15 protein-coding genes are annotated in these 15,541 nt (G+C 58.5%); 9 read left to right on the top strand and 6 right to left on the bottom strand.

Features of this window, described 5'->3' with window-relative positions:
- Positions 1-28: 28 nt before the first annotated feature.
- The gene (locus BM035_RS08535; RefSeq protein WP_092031137.1) at positions 29-820 is read right to left on the bottom strand and encodes an enoyl-CoA hydratase/isomerase family protein; all 792 of its coding nucleotides are present in this window, start codon (positions 818-820) and stop codon (positions 29-31) included.
- A 153-nt stretch (positions 821-973) separates the two neighbouring features.
- Here BM035_RS08535 and BM035_RS08530 point away from each other — a divergent pair, with 153 nt between their 5' ends.
- The 6 genes from BM035_RS08530 (at position 974) to BM035_RS08505 (ending at position 7,609) form a co-directional block, all read left to right on the top strand.
- The gene (locus tag BM035_RS08530; RefSeq protein WP_092031136.1) at positions 974-1,789 is read left to right on the top strand and encodes an ABC transporter ATP-binding protein; all 816 of its coding nucleotides are present in this window, start codon (positions 974-976) and stop codon (positions 1,787-1,789) included.
- Positions 1,789-2,667 (top strand): branched-chain amino acid ABC transporter permease, encoded by an 879-nt coding sequence (locus BM035_RS08525; protein WP_092031134.1) that lies wholly within the window; start codon positions 1,789-1,791, stop codon positions 2,665-2,667. The genes BM035_RS08530 and BM035_RS08525 overlap by 1 nt, the downstream gene beginning before the upstream one ends.
- Before the next feature lies 1 nt (position 2,668).
- The gene (locus BM035_RS08520) at positions 2,669-3,712 is read left to right on the top strand and encodes a branched-chain amino acid ABC transporter permease (RefSeq protein ID WP_092031133.1); all 1,044 of its coding nucleotides are present in this window, start codon (positions 2,669-2,671) and stop codon (positions 3,710-3,712) included.
- A 71-nt stretch (positions 3,713-3,783) separates the two neighbouring features.
- Positions 3,784-4,992: an ABC transporter substrate-binding protein gene (locus BM035_RS08515; RefSeq protein ID WP_092031131.1), complete on the top strand. Its 1,209-nt coding sequence runs from the start codon at positions 3,784-3,786 to the stop codon at positions 4,990-4,992.
- An 8-nt stretch (positions 4,993-5,000) separates the two neighbouring features.
- A complete protein-coding gene (locus tag BM035_RS08510) occupies positions 5,001-5,810 on the top strand; it encodes an ABC transporter ATP-binding protein (protein ID WP_092031130.1) in 810 nt (269 codons plus the stop codon).
- Complete coding sequence (locus BM035_RS08505) at positions 5,807-7,609, top strand: AMP-dependent synthetase/ligase (protein WP_092031129.1); 1,803 nt, start codon at positions 5,807-5,809, stop codon at positions 7,607-7,609. Before BM035_RS08510 ends, BM035_RS08505 begins: the two co-directional genes overlap by 4 nt.
- An 11-nt stretch (positions 7,610-7,620) precedes the next feature.
- On the opposite strand, the gene BM035_RS08500 is transcribed toward BM035_RS08505, so the two are convergent.
- On the bottom strand, positions 7,621-7,941 hold the full coding sequence (locus BM035_RS08500) for a hypothetical protein (RefSeq protein ID WP_008177254.1): 321 nt from the start codon (positions 7,939-7,941) through the stop codon (positions 7,621-7,623).
- 298 nt (positions 7,942-8,239) lie between these two features.
- Here BM035_RS08500 and BM035_RS08495 point away from each other — a divergent pair, with 298 nt between their 5' ends.
- Both BM035_RS08495 and BM035_RS08490 read left to right on the top strand, forming a co-directional pair.
- The gene (locus tag BM035_RS08495) at positions 8,240-8,728 is read left to right on the top strand and encodes a hypothetical protein (RefSeq protein WP_254775439.1); all 489 of its coding nucleotides are present in this window, start codon (positions 8,240-8,242) and stop codon (positions 8,726-8,728) included.
- Positions 8,729-8,817: 89 nt separating this feature from the next.
- Positions 8,818-9,105, top strand: a complete 288-nt coding sequence (locus BM035_RS08490; protein ID WP_175497368.1) for a hypothetical protein — start codon at positions 8,818-8,820, stop codon at positions 9,103-9,105.
- Between the two features lie 30 nt (positions 9,106-9,135).
- Here BM035_RS08490 and BM035_RS08485 read toward each other — a convergent pair whose 3' ends face one another.
- Positions 9,136-9,522 carry a hypothetical protein gene (locus BM035_RS08485; RefSeq protein ID WP_092031125.1) on the bottom strand — a complete coding sequence of 129 codons (387 nt, stop codon included), beginning with the start codon at positions 9,520-9,522 and terminating at the stop codon, positions 9,136-9,138.
- A 170-nt stretch (positions 9,523-9,692) separates the two neighbouring features.
- On the opposite strand from BM035_RS08485, the gene nei reads away from it, so the two are divergent.
- Positions 9,693-10,535: an endonuclease VIII gene (nei, locus tag BM035_RS08480; RefSeq protein WP_008177258.1), complete on the top strand. Its 843-nt coding sequence runs from the start codon at positions 9,693-9,695 to the stop codon at positions 10,533-10,535.
- On the opposite strand, the gene BM035_RS08475 is transcribed toward nei, so the two are convergent.
- The 3 genes from BM035_RS08475 to BM035_RS08465 are packed head-to-tail and all read right to left on the bottom strand — an operon-like array spanning position 10,532 to position 15,472.
- The gene (locus tag BM035_RS08475; protein ID WP_092031124.1) at positions 10,532-11,521 is read right to left on the bottom strand and encodes an L-threonylcarbamoyladenylate synthase; all 990 of its coding nucleotides are present in this window, start codon (positions 11,519-11,521) and stop codon (positions 10,532-10,534) included. The genes nei and BM035_RS08475 overlap by 4 nt on opposite strands.
- Positions 11,522-11,534: 13 nt before the next feature.
- Positions 11,535-13,898 carry a YbcC family protein gene (locus BM035_RS08470; protein WP_092031122.1) on the bottom strand — a complete coding sequence of 788 codons (2,364 nt, stop codon included), beginning with the start codon at positions 13,896-13,898 and terminating at the stop codon, positions 11,535-11,537.
- Positions 13,898-15,472 carry an NADH-quinone oxidoreductase subunit L gene (locus BM035_RS08465; protein ID WP_053113858.1) on the bottom strand — a complete coding sequence of 525 codons (1,575 nt, stop codon included), beginning with the start codon at positions 15,470-15,472 and terminating at the stop codon, positions 13,898-13,900. Before BM035_RS08465 ends, BM035_RS08470 begins: the two co-directional genes overlap by 1 nt.
- Positions 15,473-15,541 lie beyond the last annotated feature (69 nt).

The raw sequence follows: 15,541 nt of genomic DNA, 5'->3' as shown, positions 1-15,541 counted from the left end.
GCTGGTGTAACCGGGTCTCGTGATTTCGTCACTGGCCTCGGAATTGTGCCGGCCGTTTGGCAAGGAATGCGGCCACCCCCTCCTGGAAGTCTGAGGTCCCTACCGCCTCCAGGAAAGCGTGCCTCTCGGCTTCAAGATGTCCGGAAAGATCTGCCCCGAAGGCCTCATCCGAGAGCCGCCGGAAAGCCGCATAGGCTCGGGATGGACCGGCCGCGACCTTGCGCGTGAGTTCGTCGAGAGTTTCGTCAAACTCGCCCTTCACGGCAACCTGATTGATCAGTCCCCAGGCCAAAGCTTCCTGAGCCGTCAACGTCTGGCCCAGCAGCATCAGCTGGCTGGCTCGCCCGGCGCCGATCCGGCGGTTCAGGAACCAGGTGCCCCCGCAGTCCGGTACCGTGCCGATGCCATCGTAGGCCACCATGAAGCGCGCGTTGGCGTCAGAAATGATCAGATCGGCGCCCATGGCCAGGCTCAGGCCGGCCCCTGCCGCAAAGCCCCGGACACCGGCAATGACCGGGGCGTTCAGTTCGCGCAGGATCAGTATCGCCGGGTTGAGGGCGTCCAGCAGGGCATTGACCGCCTCCCGAGCCTGAACGTGGCTGCCGGCCATACTCGCCACATCTCCGCCGGCCATGAATGCGCGGCCCGCCCCGGTCAGCACGACGCACCGGAGTCCTTGTCTGTCTCGCAGGGATCTGGTGGCCTCCAGGAAAGCCTCTGCCATCGGCACATTGATGGCATTAAGGGCTTCCGGACGGTTGAAGGTCAGGGTTGCCACGCCGTTGTTGTCATCGAACTGCAGGATCACAGGGGAGGTCATTGTTGTTCCTCTTTTTTACCGGACCTGACTCCTGAATATAGAACACGGTTTTCTGGCGCGAGGGGCCCGCGTCGACTATTTTTAACTCTGGACGTTCCAGACGCGTCCAGACCAACGAATAACAACAAACATAAATCTTGAGGCGTGTTATACGTGAGTATCCTCGAGGTCAGTGACCTGTCCTTGTCTTTTGGTGGGGTGAAGGCGCTGCAGGACGTGAGTTTCCGGGTGCCTGAGAACACCGTAACCACCATTATCGGCCCCAACGGCGCTGGCAAAACGTCGCTGTTCAACTGCATCTCCGGGTTCTACAAACCCCAGCAGGGCACGATTCACTATCAGGGGCAGCCACTGCCGGGCAATATCAAGCCACCGAAACGAGCCGCATTGGGCCTGGCCCGAACCTTCCAGAATATTGCCCTGTTCCGGGGTATGACCGTACTCGACAACATCAAGCTGGGCGCTCATGTGCATATGAAGAGCGGACTGCTCAGTGCGCTGGCCTATTTTGGCCCGGCCCGGCGTGAGGAAATGGCCGTCCGTCAGGATGTGGAAGAGCGCATCATCGATTTCCTCGAGATAGACCACATCCGCCGCCAGCCGGTTGCGAGCCTTTCCTACGGCCTTCAGAAGCGGGTCGAGCTGGCCCGGGCGCTGGCCATGCAGCCGAAAGTACTGATGCTGGATGAGCCGGTGGCGGGTATGAACCGGGAGGAAAAGGAAGACATGGCCCGCTTTATTCTCGATATCCGGGAAGAGTGGGGTGTCACTATCCTGATGGTGGAACACGACATGGGCATGGTGATGGATATTTCTGATCACATTGCCGTGCTCAACTTTGGCCAGGTCATCACCGAAGGCCTGCCAGCGGACGTTCAGAACAACCCCGAGGTGATCAAGGCGTACCTGGGCAACAGTGATATCGAGAGCCTTCGCAAGAAGCTCAATGCCGAGGGGGAGGCCGCCTGATGGATTGGTTGTTCTTCGGCGAAATCAGCCTGGCGGGCCTGGCCATGGGCGGCCTCTATGCCCTTATCGCCCTGGGCTTTGTGATCATTTATAAGGCCACGAAAGTCATTAACTTTGCCATCGGCGAGATCATGATGTTTGCGGCCTACCTGTTCCTGGCGTTTGCCGGTGGCATGGAACTTTCGCCCTGGATTGCCCTGCCGCTGGCGGTTATCGGCGGTAGTATTCTCGGCGGTGTGATTGAAAAGACCATGATCCGGCCAATGCTGGGCGAGTCACCGATTTCGGTAGTGATGGTGACCATCGGCATCGCCAGCATTCTGGTGGGCCTGGTGGAGTTTATCTGGACAGCGGATCCCCAGCTGCTGCCCAATTTCCTGCCTCGCGAGCCGGTGTTTATCGGCGAACTGTATCTGGCCCCCAAAATTGCCTACGGCTTTCTTATCGGATCGGGCCTGCTCATTGTTTATCTGCTCTATTTCCGATTCTCCCGGGGTGGCGTGGCCCTCCGAGCCACCGCCTCGGATCAGGCGGCAGCCTATTCAATGGGCATCAATGTGCGCAGGGTGTTCAACATGGCCTGGGTCTTTGGTTCTCTGGCGGCATCCCTGGCAGGTGTGCTGGTGGCGGCCACCGGTGGTCTGAGCCCGCAATTCGGGATCATTGGCCTGAGCGTTCTTGTGGTTGTGATCGTTGGTGGCCTGGACAGCATTCTCGGCGCCCTGGTGGCGGGCGTGTTCATTGGCTGGCTGGAGACCGTGGCGGGCGCCTATCTTGGCGGTGAATACCGGATGCCGGCCACCTTCCTGGTGCTGGCGATCATCCTGGTGATTCGACCTTACGGCCTGTTTGGCACCCATGAAATAGAGCGAGTGTAAGATGCGCATCGGTGACGCAAAACAGAGTTACGAGGCCGATGAGGCAATCTGGACCAGCCAGACCCAGAAGCTGTGGCTGGGATTCTTCCTGCTGGTGTTGCTGGTTTTCCCTTTTGCGGTGAATTCCTACTTGCTGTATCTGGGGTGCCTGGTCGGCATTGCCGTGATCAGTACTACCGGCCTGAATATCCTGACCGGTTTTACCGGCCTGATTTCCCTGGGGCAGGCGGGGTTCATGGGGGTGGGTGCCTACACCGTGGCCTGGCTGTCGATTAACACCACGCTGCCCTTCCCGGTCACTCTTATGCTGGCCGGTCTGATGGCTGCTGCCGTTGGAATCCTCGTGGGCCTGCCCTCGCTTCGCGTCAAAGGCCTGTATCTGGCCATTGCCACTTTGGCTGCGAGCGTATTCCTGCATTTCATCTTTGCCGAGTGGGAGTCGGTAACCGGGGGTATGGGCGGCCTCAGCCTGGAGCCTGCGCACCTGTTCGGACTGACCTTCCAGAGCGACTTCAGCATGTATTTCATCATCGTGCCTCTGGCGGTGTTGATGGTGCTGGCGGCCCGCAACGTGTTCAGAACCCGGATTGGCCGGGCCTTTATCGCCATTCGTGACCGGGATATTTCCGCCGAGATTCTCGGGATCAACCTGCTGCGTTACAAGCTGATGTCCTTTGCGCTCAGCTCGTTCTATGCCGGGATCGCCGGCGGCCTGTTCGCCTACTTCTATCGGGTGGTCACGCCAGAGAGCTTTCCGCTTTCCATGTCCATTTTCTATCTGGCCGCCGTGATCGTCGGCGGTATGGGGAACTTGCTGGGTGGCATTCTTGGCGCTGCCTTCATGACCCTGGTGCCGGAAGCCCTGAAGCTGCTGACCGCCGCGCTGACGCCTTTCTATCCGAATGCGCCGGTGTTCATGTCGCCGATGCTGGAAATCATCTTTGGCGCCCTGATCGTGGGCTTTCTGATCTTTGAACCTCACGGCCTGGCTGAGATCTGGCACCGGATCCGCCGGTTTTTCCGCCTCTGGCCATTCCGGAATTAATCGTGTTTCAACGGGCCTGTCCTAAAGAGCCCATGCACCACCAACAACAAGAAGCAGCAAGGAGAAGAAACATGTTCAGAAACATCCTCGAAAAAGGTCGCCGGCTTGCCGGGCTGGGTAGCCTGGTCGCTGCGCTGACAGTCGCCGCCCCGGCGATGGCTCAGGATAAAGAGCCGATCGTGTTCGGTGGCTCCATACCGCTCTCCGGTGTCTTTGCCTTCGCCGGTATTCACCTCCATGCCGGTCTCACGGACTACACCAACTGGATCAACAGCCAGGGCGGTATCAATGGTCATCCGGTGGAATATGTCATGGAAGACACTGCCTATGAGGTGGACCGCTCGGTTGCGGCGTTCAAGAAGATTTCCGGTAGCAGTTCCCCTGCCACCTATTACGGCGACAGCACCGGTTTCATGAAGGCGATCGCCTCGGAGCTCAACAGCCAGGGCAACACCCTTATGAGCGGGGCGTCCTTCGCCACTGTGCTGACTGACAACGAAACCTACCCGTACCAGTTCATCCCGGGCCCCAACTACAGCCAGATGTTCGGGATTATTCTCGAGTACATCGCATCCCAGGGTGAAGGCGGCGATATGCCGAACGTGGCGTTTGTCTACAGCGATACCGAATTTGGTAAGGATCCGATCGAGAATGGCAAGGCCCGCGCTGCCGAACTGGGCATCGAAGTGGTAGAAGAAATTGTCACCAAACCCGGCAGTGTCGACGTCTCTGCCGAGGTGCTGAAGCTGCGTCGGGTACGCCCCGATTACGTGGTGTTCCACGGCTATGTGCTGTCACCGATCAACGAATTCATGGTGCAGATGCGTCAGATGGGACTGGATACCCAGTTCATGGGGACTTTCTGGTCTTCCGACAAGCTGATCATCGACAAGATGGGCGCGGATGCCGACGGCTACATGGGCGTCATGCCCTACAACTACTACGACAGTGAGGAAACCGGCCCGATGCTGGATGCCCTGAGGGCTCAGGCTGAGAAAAGTGATCCGGAGGCGGGCTACCGTCCCACCGGGTACATCCAGGGCTGGTTCAACGCCATGGTCTGGACCGAAGTGATCAAGCGCACCCTCGATGCCGGTAAGGAGTTGACCGGGGATAACATGGCCGAAGCCCTGGCTTCCATTGAGGACTGGGACACCGGCGGCATCATCGGCATTCCGGTCACAGTGAAGGATATGTCGTTCCCGGTGGGCCGTATCTGGCGTGTGAATGCCGAGGCGGGCCGTTATGAGCCGGTATCGGACTGGATCCACCTCGACTGAGGGGCTGTATGGAAGCCTTACTGGAAATCGATAATATCGAGGTGGTCTACAACAAGTCAGTGCAGGTCCTCCGGGGCCTGTCACTGCGGGTTCCGAAGGGGGCCATTGTAGCGCTCCTCGGCTCCAATGGTGCTGGTAAATCCACCACCCTCAAAAGCGTCTCAGGGCTGCTGACCCTGGAAGACGGAGAGGTCACTGCCGGCGAAGTACGCTTCAGGAGTAAGGATGTAAAAGGTGTTCCGCCGGAGCGGCTTGTGCGCGACGGACTCTTTCATGTCATGGAAGGCCGACGAGTGTTCGAGGACCTCACGGTTGAGGAGAACCTGATTGCCGCCACCTACGCGCTCAGTGGCAGTAAGCCTTCCCTGAGTGACAGCTACGAGCTGGTTTATAACTATTTCCCCAGACTGAAGGAGCGCCGTATGCAGCTGGCCGGTTATCTCTCAGGCGGCGAGCAGCAGATGCTGGCCCTGGGGCGGGCGCTGATTGCACAGCCGGACCTGATCATGCTGGATGAGCCCTCGCTTGGTCTGGCGCCGCTGCTCGTGGAAGAGATCTTTACCATCGTGGCCAGAATCAACCGGGAGCAGGGCACTGCCATCCTTCTGGTGGAACAGAACGCCGCGGTGTCATTGGCGATCGCATCCTACGGTTACATCATGGAAAACGGCAAGATTGTGATCGATGGCCCGGCGGACAAGCTCACGTCCAATGAAGATGTTCAGGAATTCTATCTGGGTGTGGGTGGCAAGGAAGGCGAAGCCCGCAGTTACCGCGACATCAAGCACTACAAACGCCGTAAACGGTGGCTGTCATGACAACCCCTGCCATACCTGACCTGACTCTCACTCAAATGTTGCGCGCCCACGCCCGCGAGCGGCCGGACGCCTTGGCACTGCGCCAGAAAGATTTCGGTATCTGGCAGGCCTATTCCTGGCAGGATTATTACCGACGGGCCCGGCACTTCGGGCTGGGGCTGCGTGCCATGGGGCTCGAACCGGGTGGCCATGTGGCCATTATCTCGGAAAACCGGGTGGAGTGGGTCATCGGCCAGATGGGCATCGGCCTGGTGCAGGGCATCTGTGTCGGGGTCTATCCCACCAGCCCCTGGAACGAAGTGGCTTATGTTCTGGAGCACAGCGACGCGGAATTTGTGATCTGCGAAGATCAGGAACAGACCGACAAGGTGCTGGAGGCCTGGCCAGATTTGCCCAAGCTGAAACACTGCATTGCCATCGATATGAAGGGCCTGCGCTATTACCCGGAGCCGCCGTCGGCATTCGAGGATATCGAGGCGAGGGGCCGGGAATTCGAAACGCAGCATCCCAACCTGGTGGATGAATTGCTGGACAGCCAGCAAATGGATGACACCGCCCTGATGATCTATACCTCCGGGTCCACCGGCCGACCCAAGGGGGCAATGATCAGCTGGCACAACCTTCATGCCGCGGCGCCGGGGCTTATTGAGCTGTTGCAGGCGGACGAACACGGCTCGAGCCTTTCCTATCTGCCGCTTTGCCACGTTGCAGAGCAGGCCTTTACCAATATTGCGCCGGTGTATGTGGGCAGTACAGTCAGCTTTGGTGAGAGCCTGCGGACCATTCAGGAAGATTTGCGGGAAATTGCACCGACCTTTTTCCTGGGGGTACCGAGGATATGGGAGAAACTGCACTCGTCCATCTACATCAAGATTCAGGAGACCGGGCGTTTGCGACAGGCATTGTTCAAATGGGCAATCCGGGTGTGTTCGCCTATGGCCACGAAACCCCGCGCAGACTGGAACCTGAAGGAGAAATGCCTGTATGGCATCAGTTACTGGCTTGTGTTGCGCGCCTTGCAGAATTTTATCGGCCTGCGCCGATGCAGTATTGCGCTCACCGGGGCAGCCCCTATATCAACCGGCATACTGGAGTTCTTCCGGACCATCGGCATTCCCCTGGTAGAAGTATACGGCCAGACGGAAAGCACCGGCGTTGCCACGGCGCAACCCGTTGATGACGTGCGCTTGGGAACCGTGGGTGTGCCTGTGTCCGGGGTTGAGGTAACGCTTGGGGAGCACAACGAGATCATCATGCGCGGTGGCAGCATGTTCAAGGGATATTACAAGAACGACGAGGCCACGGCTTCAACTTTGAAGGATGGCTGGCTGCACACCGGTGACGTGGGTGAATGGCGGGATGGCCAGCTAAAGATCGTCGACCGTCTGAAAGACATCATGATCACCGCCGGCGGCAAGAATCTTTCACCAACGGAAATCGAAAACACCATCAAGGCCAGTCCCTATATCAAGGAATGCATTGTGATCGGTGAGGCCAGAAAATATGTGTCTGCGCTGATCCAGATTGATTTCGATACGGTGGCAAAGTGGGCAGAGCAGGAGCGCATTGCCTACACCACCTTCCGGAGCCTGACCGAGCAGCCGCAGGTGAATGACCTCATCCAGGCAGAAGTAAACAAGGGCAACGAGCAGCTACCACAGGTGGCGCAGATCAAACGCTTCCACTTGCTGACGAAGGAACTGGACCACGACGATGACGAGGTAACGGCGACCATGAAAGTCCGCCGGAGCAATATCTACGAGAAATATACCGAGGTGATCGAGTCGCTTTACGCCTGACAGCGAGGCGCCTAGAAACGGGCGCCCTCTTCCACCCGGATTCGTTCCATGTACTGGGTCAGGGCGGCGTTAATGAGTGCCAGAACCAGGAACAGCAGGATACCCTTGGGCACCAGGGCGTGAATTTCCGGGTTGGGCGCGGTGCTGGCGGTTACCAGGATCAGGCCCAGAATGTTGCGGGCCAGGCGCATGGTGAGCATGGCGCAGAGATACCCGGACTGGAATGCCGATTCTGCACCCTTCAGACAGCGGCCAAAAGCTGGCATCAGGTGCACGGTATTGAGCAACAGAACCGAAAAAATGACTAATTGAATAACGCTGTAAATGGTCATGACCAGAGACTAACGAATGGCACTGGTGTTAAATAATCGCGTTTATTATCTCCGATTGGGATCCTGTTATCCAGTTGAGTATGGAAGGTTCAAAGCAAGCTGGCTTTTCGGAGTGTTGGAATCGGGAGGGAATTAATAAATGGATTACATCGCGCCTGTCAGCAGCGCAATCATGGCGATCGTCTGGATTGTCTACTTCCAGCTGTTTTTCCTGCAGTAAAAACGAAATAATCGCCCATACCTTATTATTCATCACGCCCAGAACGAAAACCCGGATGCCCTGTGTCTGCTGGTGAACATGGGCAAGGAAACGGTGCACGTGCAGTGTGTGCAGGTGGTTCTCTACACCCGCGCGGGCGAAGAGAAAATCATGACGGTGACCGACTATCGCCGTGTCGGCGCGGATGATGCCAACGTGCATCAGGTGCTGCGCCAGGGCCCGTTACAGCCCGGTGGGTATCTGGTGCTGGGCTCGTTCAGGAACATCATCCTGGGACGTCGCAGTGAAGAAAGCGAAAGCGATTACCTGTTCGAGGACATCACCGGCGTTGAAATCCGGGCCGCCGTGATCCACGGGCCCACGAAGTATCCGGTGGGTGTACGGCGCAGCTTTTCTCTTAACCACGAGGGTTGGCCCCAGATCTTCCCGCGGAACATTCACAGCGAGCAGCTGGTGCGCCGGAAGGATCGACACCAGGTGAGACGCTGGGTTGAAGAGGAATTGCAGCCCGAGCGCAAGGGCAGTTCTGAGTCCGATAGCTCGGATCAATCGTCAAAATCGGACTGAGGCAGCTATTCAGTTGGGTCCGGGTTGCGTTTCCACTTTTATTTCTTGAGGATGGGCGATCGCTCGCTATTTGCGCAATGGAGGCATTTATGTCACTGAAAGACGAATTGATCAAAAAGGCCGAAACCCAGCTGGAAGAATGGGAAAAGCAAGCCGATTCCCTGAAAGCCAAGGCCAAAGCCAAAGAAGCTGAAGCCGAGAACGAGAAGGCGAGTGCTGACATTCAGCAGAGCGCCTCCGATGCAGTGCGCTCGGTGGAAGATAAAATCTCGGAAGGCCGCAAAAAACTGGACGAACTCAAACAGAGCGGTGAAGACAACATCGACAGCCTGCGCGAGCGGCTTTCCGATCTGATTGGCCCTGACAACAAGCGCTAGGCCGCTTGGCTGAGGAGCGGCAGGCTGCGTCTACTGAAACTGGGTGTAGCAGCGCTGTCGTTTGGTTTGCCAGCCCCGCCATTGGGGCTCGCGGTGATGGAGCCGGTAACGCTCCATCACCGCCATGAACCTGCCCATGTAATCGCATTGACCCGAAGCCGGCAACCACTCATCTGGGCCACGTCCATCCCTCAATGTCTTGTCAGTCTGACTCATTCTGATCTGGTTCTCCGGGTCTTCCAGAAACCGCTCCTTCATCGAGGGTGGCCACTGATCAGCGCCCAGCGCTTCGGCAAATACCAGAGGGACAACCTGGGTCTTCGCCCAGCTTTCAGAGGCAGACGGTTCCTCCCGCGTCGCGGCCGCCAGCACAATCAGGATTGCTGCGATGAACAGAGCCAGCTTGGTGTCCTTCATGACTCACCTTGCTCTTACGTTGAATACATCAGAACCTACGAGCAGGTTGAGCAAAGGGCTTACCTGGATCCGGGCAAAACTTTGTGACCCGACAACTCCGAATTGCTGGAAGCAACGTAGGGTTTAGCTTACCCGTGATGCAGAGAGACTGGTCAGGAGCGGAAACAAGTATGCCCGAGGGTCCCGAAATACGCCGCATGGTCGATGACATTCATAAGGCCATTGGCGGCAAGACAGCGCAATCTGTGTTTTTTGCCTTTGAACACCTGAAGCCTTTCGAGAGTGCCCTTCGGGGACGCAGAGTCGAGAGAGTGGAGGCGCGGAGCAAAGCCGTGTTGGTGTTTTTTGAGGCCACAGATGAAGACGGGCCGTGGTGCGTTTACAGCCATAACCAGCTGTATGGCAAGTGGCGCATGGGCAAACCCGATCGGGAACCGAGTACAAACCGGCAGCTGCGATTTGCCATTATCGGTCCGAAGAAAGCGGCCCGGTTGTACAGCGCCTCCGACATCCAACTGGTTCGGCCCGATGAATTGAGCGAGGTGCCTTATCTGTCACGGCTCGGGCCGGACCCTCTCAATCAGGATGTCAGCGTCGATCAGCTTCTGGCGGTGTTTGACGACAAGCGTTTCCGGGGCCGGAACCTGGGTGGTTTGCTGCTGGACCAGGCGTTCGTTGCCGGAATCGGTAATTACCTCCGCTCGGAAATCCTCTTTGAAGCGGGTGTCTCACCCCGGGCACGGCCCCGTGATCTGGACGCCGATCAGCAGTCGAAATTGGCCGAGGCCATCCTGACCCTGGTGCAGCGAACCTATCGGTTGAAGGGCATCACCAATCCGCCCGAGCGGGCAGAGCGGCTCAAAAAAGAAGGATGGACGTTCGGGCAGCGCCGACACATGGTGTTCAACCGCGATGGCCAACGCTGCCACGATTGCGCGTCGCCGCTAGTTAAAACCATGATGGCCAGCCGGCGCCTGTATTACTGCCCTGCATGCCAGGGCACGCCGGCTTAGGCGAATTGTTCGGTACAGGCCCGTCCCAGCCGATCGTGGACGGCCAGCCATTGGCTTTCCCTGGGCGGAAGCTCAATCACGATCCGATCGACGTTTGCCTTGTCCATCGAGTGCATGGCGGTGTAGAGCATGCGAGCGTATTCGTTCGGATCGGCGCTGAGCATAATGGCCTCGGATGCCCGCTCGTCTGGGGGCGACTGCCACCAGATCACGCCAATCTTTTCGCCTGCCGATGTAACTTCGGGCAGAAGCCGGGCGAATTGATCCGTGGCCACTCCAACCGTAGGCGTAACAGGCTGGTAGTGGCGCTTTACGCTCCCCGGCACCGCCTGACTGGCGCTTTTGCCCGGGGCGAGCGTGATTCCCAAGCAGGCTTCGATATCGCTCTGTGCGATCTGCCCGGGCCGGGCGATAACTGGCGTGTCGCCGGTGAGGTCGACAATGGTGGATTCAATGCCCACTGAACAGTCCCCGCCATCCAGAACCGCCTCGATCTTTCCGGACAGGCCCGCGAGCACGTGCTCTGCGGTGGTCGGGCTGATCCTGCCATAGGGGTTCGCAGATGGGGCAACCAGATCCCGGCCGAGCTGCTCCATGGTTGCCAGCGTGGCCGGGTGCGCCGGCATCCTGACCGCCACGCCCGGGTTGCCGCCGGTAATGAAATCGCTGACGCCGCTTTTCTTTGGCAGTAGCAGTGTGAGTGGCCCCGGCCAGAATGCCTGGATCAGCTGCCTGGCGGTCTCCGGCAGGTGGTCGACCCAGAGTCTGACCCTGTCAGGTGACGCAACGTGCACGATCAGAGGGTGTCCGACCGGGCGCTGCTTTGCTTCAAACACTTTTCTGACCGCCTGTTCGTTGCTGGCGTCGGCCGCGAGGCCATAGACAGTCTCGGTGGGCACAGCAACGAGATGGCCGGCAAGAAGCAGGCTGGCGGCTTTCTCAACGTCAGCGGATTGGGTCGCGTCTAACTTGATGGTTGCGGGCATAAGGTCTCAGGGTTTACCGATTGGAGTCACAGGCAACAGTTTGCCATTGATTCTGATAAAAACGCTCTATCGAGGTGTGCTCGTCGTTGATCCGGAACAGATACAGCCAGTCGTTACCGATCAAATCCTTTACGACCTTGTGTTTCCGGGCGATCTCGGCAATCGCTTCTTTCGGTGCGGCCAGGTAAACGCTCAGGCGCAGGGGCTCGTGAACCCAACGCTGGCCATCGTGTACCGACTGCAGCGGCAAACCGATTCGCAAATCGCCGCCGTTGCCCTCGAAAACCCCCAGGTGGCCGCCAACCACGTTGTGCAGGACCTTGTTGCCGCTACCGTAATGCAGATTGTCGGTAACAGACATGAAGTACTGAAGGTTGATCCAGTGGGTGACCACCATGGGCGCGGTCATGATCAGTTCGAGGATGTTGAAGCCTTCATCCTCGCGCCAGCGATAGTCGTGGAGGAAACTGCGGCCACCCAGGTCCAGGTGTCGCGTGGCCGAACGAGGCGCCACGATAAAGCTTGCGTTGCCGGCAAGACCCCATTCCGGCCGAACTTCGGACCAGTCCTGGCTGCGCTTTTTGATGGCGCTGTCAACATCGCTCTCGGTTGCGATACCAAGCCGCAGGGCGCGTTCACGACGTGCCTGGGCGCCGGCATTGGCCAGGAAACCCCGGATCTCGTCGGGAACATCACCTGAGCACTCGACCTCGTCGGTGGTTGTGTTATGCAGTGCCCCCACGAACCGGGTTTCGGAGGGGATCAAAATCCCCTGCTCAGCCAGGGCCGCACGCACGTCCTTGTCGTTCAGGATGCCGGCAAGTACGCGAACATTTACCGAACCGGTCTGTCCGCCGCAGGCGCCGCAGTCGAGGCCCGCTGCATGGGGATTGTTACGCGTACTACTGCCGTGCCCAACAAGGAGAACGGTGGGCGCAAAATCATGAGTCAGGGTCATGGCCCGGAGAATACCCCCGGCCAACTCCGCTTTCTCCGCAGCGCCCAGCAGGGTCCCGTTCTGGCGGATCTCGAACTCGGTCTGTCCCTTATGGAGTTGATCGACCGGGTTATCCGAGGACTTGCCAAAAAAGGTTTTGCGAACCATGCGTCCCAGACCTGCGAGGCCCATGCTCTCGATAAAGCTGAAGCTCGCCGGGCCGGCGTTGGAAAACTGTGACCAGTGGGAGTGGTTGGCTAATGATTGCCGGCTGAAGCTGTCGGCGGGTTCGGCCTCAGTAACCTCGAGCGCCGGCGCCAGCAAGCCCGGCAATTGTGGCCGGCAAAACCCGGTGCCCTTGGGTCGATACGAGATCGGGAGGCCGAAGAAGCCGGCAAACCCGAGGGTCTGGATAGCTGGATTCTGGGCTTCCAGCGCACGACGATAGACCTCCGACCGAACATCGATGCAGAAGGCCGCCTGTAACTTCAGCGGCTGATCGTCCGACGAGGGATTTTCAGGCCTGGTAAGAAGCTTTTCAGCCATCTGTGACTGGTAGGCCGACTCAGCCTCTGTTTGCTGGCGCCAACCTGTGGTTTGAGATTGCTCGTGGGTCTGGAGCATCTCTGGCCAGCCATCCCACTGTTTGAGCCAGCGTTGTTTCAGTTCGGCAAAGATGGCCCCGCCAACGTGTTGGACGTGCCGCCATATGGCGAGCTCCCAGGCCAGTCGGATGGCCAGTAGACCCGGCAGCAGGTCTTCCTCGTGGCCACTGAGTCGCGCTTGCCACCGCAAGTAGGCGGCCCAGGATGACCAGCCGTTGATATCCAGGAGGAGCGCATGGGCATAATCTGGCGCATAGTCCGGTTGGGATGCCAGGGCTTCGAGGGCATCGGTAATCAGTTTTTCATGCTGATCCGGCAACACCTGAAACTGGGAGGGCAGGGATGGTTCTCCCATAACAATGGCAATGCCGCGGTCAGCCCGGGTCATTTGCAGCCAGCTATGGTAAAGGTCCTGGGCATCCGCCTTGAAATCACCGGCATCCAGACGCTGGAAATAGTCGCCGCAGAACTGGCTTATCTGATGCACAACTTCATCCTGCCAGCCTACCTGATGGGCGGTGTCGCGATTGCGATCCAGCTGGGCGCTCAGGTTCTGCCAGTGTTCGGGCATGCTGGCGGTCTCCGCGGCCGCCGGGCCGTTGCCCTGTCCGGCAAGCGCGGCCTGATTCTGGCAGCAGGTGCCATTGAGTGCCGCCATGCGTGAAGCGACCCTGGTGAATGGCAGGTCCCGCATTTCCCAGAACGGATTCACGGCGATCATCTGATCCAATGGCCAGGAGGGCGCGATTCGCGCGCAGGCATCGGTGACGGCCGCCTGCCAATCTGGTGTATGGGTGGTTGCTTCGGTGGTGGGATTAAGGCTCGACGCTAACATTATGCGGACTCCCTGGAACCAGAGGTTGAAGAGACGCTGACCACGGCTCGCGGCCGAACGACATCAGGCAGTTTGGCAGGCCATATTTTCAGGGTCAGACGGGTGGACCACTCATCGAGGTAGCCCGCGGCGAACAGGAACCGGTAAAGCCTGGCGCCTGCGGGTGAGAAACGGTGGTAGCGAATCTGGTAGTAGCCGCGTACCAGTATTGCGATAAGGGCAGCGACAAAAACCACTTCCAGCAGGCTTGCCTGGCTTTCCGGTGGCGCAAGCAGCAAACCGAAGAAGGTTTTCTGTAGCCAGTACAGTGCCCAGAAGGCAGCACCAATAACCAGGCCACGGGCAACGGTGAGAACGCCGCCGCCGGCTGACAGGAACTCTGAGAGCAGAATCGTCAGGGCGATGCCTGGCACAATCCATGAAAACATGTGCGCCGTGCCGGCCTCATTGGACAGGAAAACAGTCGGCAGCATGAACAGGCCCGCCAGGGCGGCAGCGGCCAGCCACTGTTTTGGCCCGGGCTCATTGACGGCAACCAGGCGTTTTTTCATCGACAACTCAACGGTATTGCCGGCGTTCAGGAAGGTGTGTGCCTTGTAAGCGGAATGCGCAACCAGATGCAGGAGCGCCAGCTCGTACAGCCCCAGAGCGCACTCAACCAGCATCCAGCCCATCTGGGAGCAGGTTGACCAGGCCAGCCTTACCTTGATGGAAATACGGGTCATCATAACAAGGCTGGCAAACACCGCCGTGGGGCCTGCCACGGCCAGCAAAAGCCACTGGGCTGCGCTTACTTCTGAAATAAGCGGTGCCATCAGAATCATCAGGAAACCGCCAAGGTTTACAACGCCGGCGTGAAGCAGGGCGGAAACCGGCGTGGGTGATTCCACCACCTGAATCAGCCAACCGTGGAAAGGCATCTGTGCGCATTTGAGCAAAGCAGCCACAGCCATCAAAACCGCAGCGATCTGGGCGCCGGCGGGCACCTCTGTTGCACCGGATACCTGGACCAGAATCCGATCAATAAAGGGCGTGTCGTACTGGACATAAAGCAGGAGGAACGCCAGTGCCAGGCAGAGCTCCGCAATTCGGGCAAAAATGAACTTTTTGTGCGCCGCCAGGGCGGCGCGCGGGCGATCAGGAAAGAACATCAGCAACTGGTGCAGGCTTACGCTGATGGCAATCCAGCTGACGAGGAACACCAGCAAATGATTGGTGATGGCGATCATGGCCACGCTGGCGAGGATCACCTGAAGCCAGATCATAAATCGGCGCTGGCCGGGATCCCCCGCAAGATACCTCTCCGAGAAGCGTCCCAGCACCATTCCCAGCAAAGTGATAAGCAGCAACATGATTGAGGCCAGAGGCGCGTGACTGAACCAGACGCCATCGACCGGCCACCACCAACTTCCGATTGCGGCGGCCAAAGCCGATACAAAGGCAAGCTTGAAGGTCAATGACCGTGCGAGAAGGTTGCTCTGGTTGGTTGCCAATCCGGTCGCGACTGCTCCGGCACCGAAAAGCAGCGGTACCAGCAGTGAGAACAAGGATTCGATCGCCTGAACATCGAACATGCGAGGGCCTCGGAATCAGGAGTATTTAATACGCGTAGTATCCGAGGCTTTTGCTGTGAACAAAAATAT

The organism is Marinobacter sp. DSM 26671 (genome assembly GCF_900112835.1).
Taxonomy (GTDB): domain Bacteria; phylum Pseudomonadota; class Gammaproteobacteria; order Pseudomonadales; family Oleiphilaceae; genus Marinobacter; species Marinobacter flavimaris.
The sequence above is the reverse complement of the archived record's forward strand: the minus strand, read 5'-3'. Positions and strand labels throughout refer to the sequence as shown.

Excerpts from the sequence above, each read along its gene's own strand:
- BM035_RS08535 (WP_092031137.1), bottom strand. The coding sequence starts at position 820 with ATGACCTCCCCTGTGATCCTGCAGTTCGATGACAACAACGGCGTGGCA.
- BM035_RS08525 (WP_092031134.1), top strand. The coding sequence starts at position 1,789 with ATGGATTGGTTGTTCTTCGGCGAAATCAGCCTGGCGGGCCTGGCCATG.
- BM035_RS08520 (WP_092031133.1), top strand. The coding sequence starts at position 2,669 with ATGCGCATCGGTGACGCAAAACAGAGTTACGAGGCCGATGAGGCAATC.
- BM035_RS08515 (WP_092031131.1), top strand. The coding sequence starts at position 3,784 with ATGTTCAGAAACATCCTCGAAAAAGGTCGCCGGCTTGCCGGGCTGGGT.
- BM035_RS08510 (WP_092031130.1), top strand. The coding sequence starts at position 5,001 with ATGGAAGCCTTACTGGAAATCGATAATATCGAGGTGGTCTACAACAAG.
- BM035_RS08505 (WP_092031129.1), top strand. The coding sequence starts at position 5,807 with ATGACAACCCCTGCCATACCTGACCTGACTCTCACTCAAATGTTGCGC.
- BM035_RS08500 (WP_008177254.1), bottom strand. The coding sequence starts at position 7,941 with ATGACCATTTACAGCGTTATTCAATTAGTCATTTTTTCGGTTCTGTTG.
- BM035_RS08495 (WP_254775439.1), top strand. The coding sequence starts at position 8,240 with ATGGGCAAGGAAACGGTGCACGTGCAGTGTGTGCAGGTGGTTCTCTAC.
- BM035_RS08490 (WP_175497368.1), top strand. The coding sequence starts at position 8,818 with ATGTCACTGAAAGACGAATTGATCAAAAAGGCCGAAACCCAGCTGGAA.
- BM035_RS08485 (WP_092031125.1), bottom strand. The coding sequence starts at position 9,522 with ATGAAGGACACCAAGCTGGCTCTGTTCATCGCAGCAATCCTGATTGTG.
- nei (WP_008177258.1), top strand. The coding sequence starts at position 9,693 with ATGCCCGAGGGTCCCGAAATACGCCGCATGGTCGATGACATTCATAAG.
- BM035_RS08475 (WP_092031124.1), bottom strand. The coding sequence starts at position 11,521 with ATGCCCGCAACCATCAAGTTAGACGCGACCCAATCCGCTGACGTTGAG.
- BM035_RS08470 (WP_092031122.1), bottom strand. The coding sequence starts at position 13,898 with ATGTTAGCGTCGAGCCTTAATCCCACCACCGAAGCAACCACCCATACA.
- BM035_RS08465 (WP_053113858.1), bottom strand. The coding sequence starts at position 15,472 with ATGTTCGATGTTCAGGCGATCGAATCCTTGTTCTCACTGCTGGTACCG.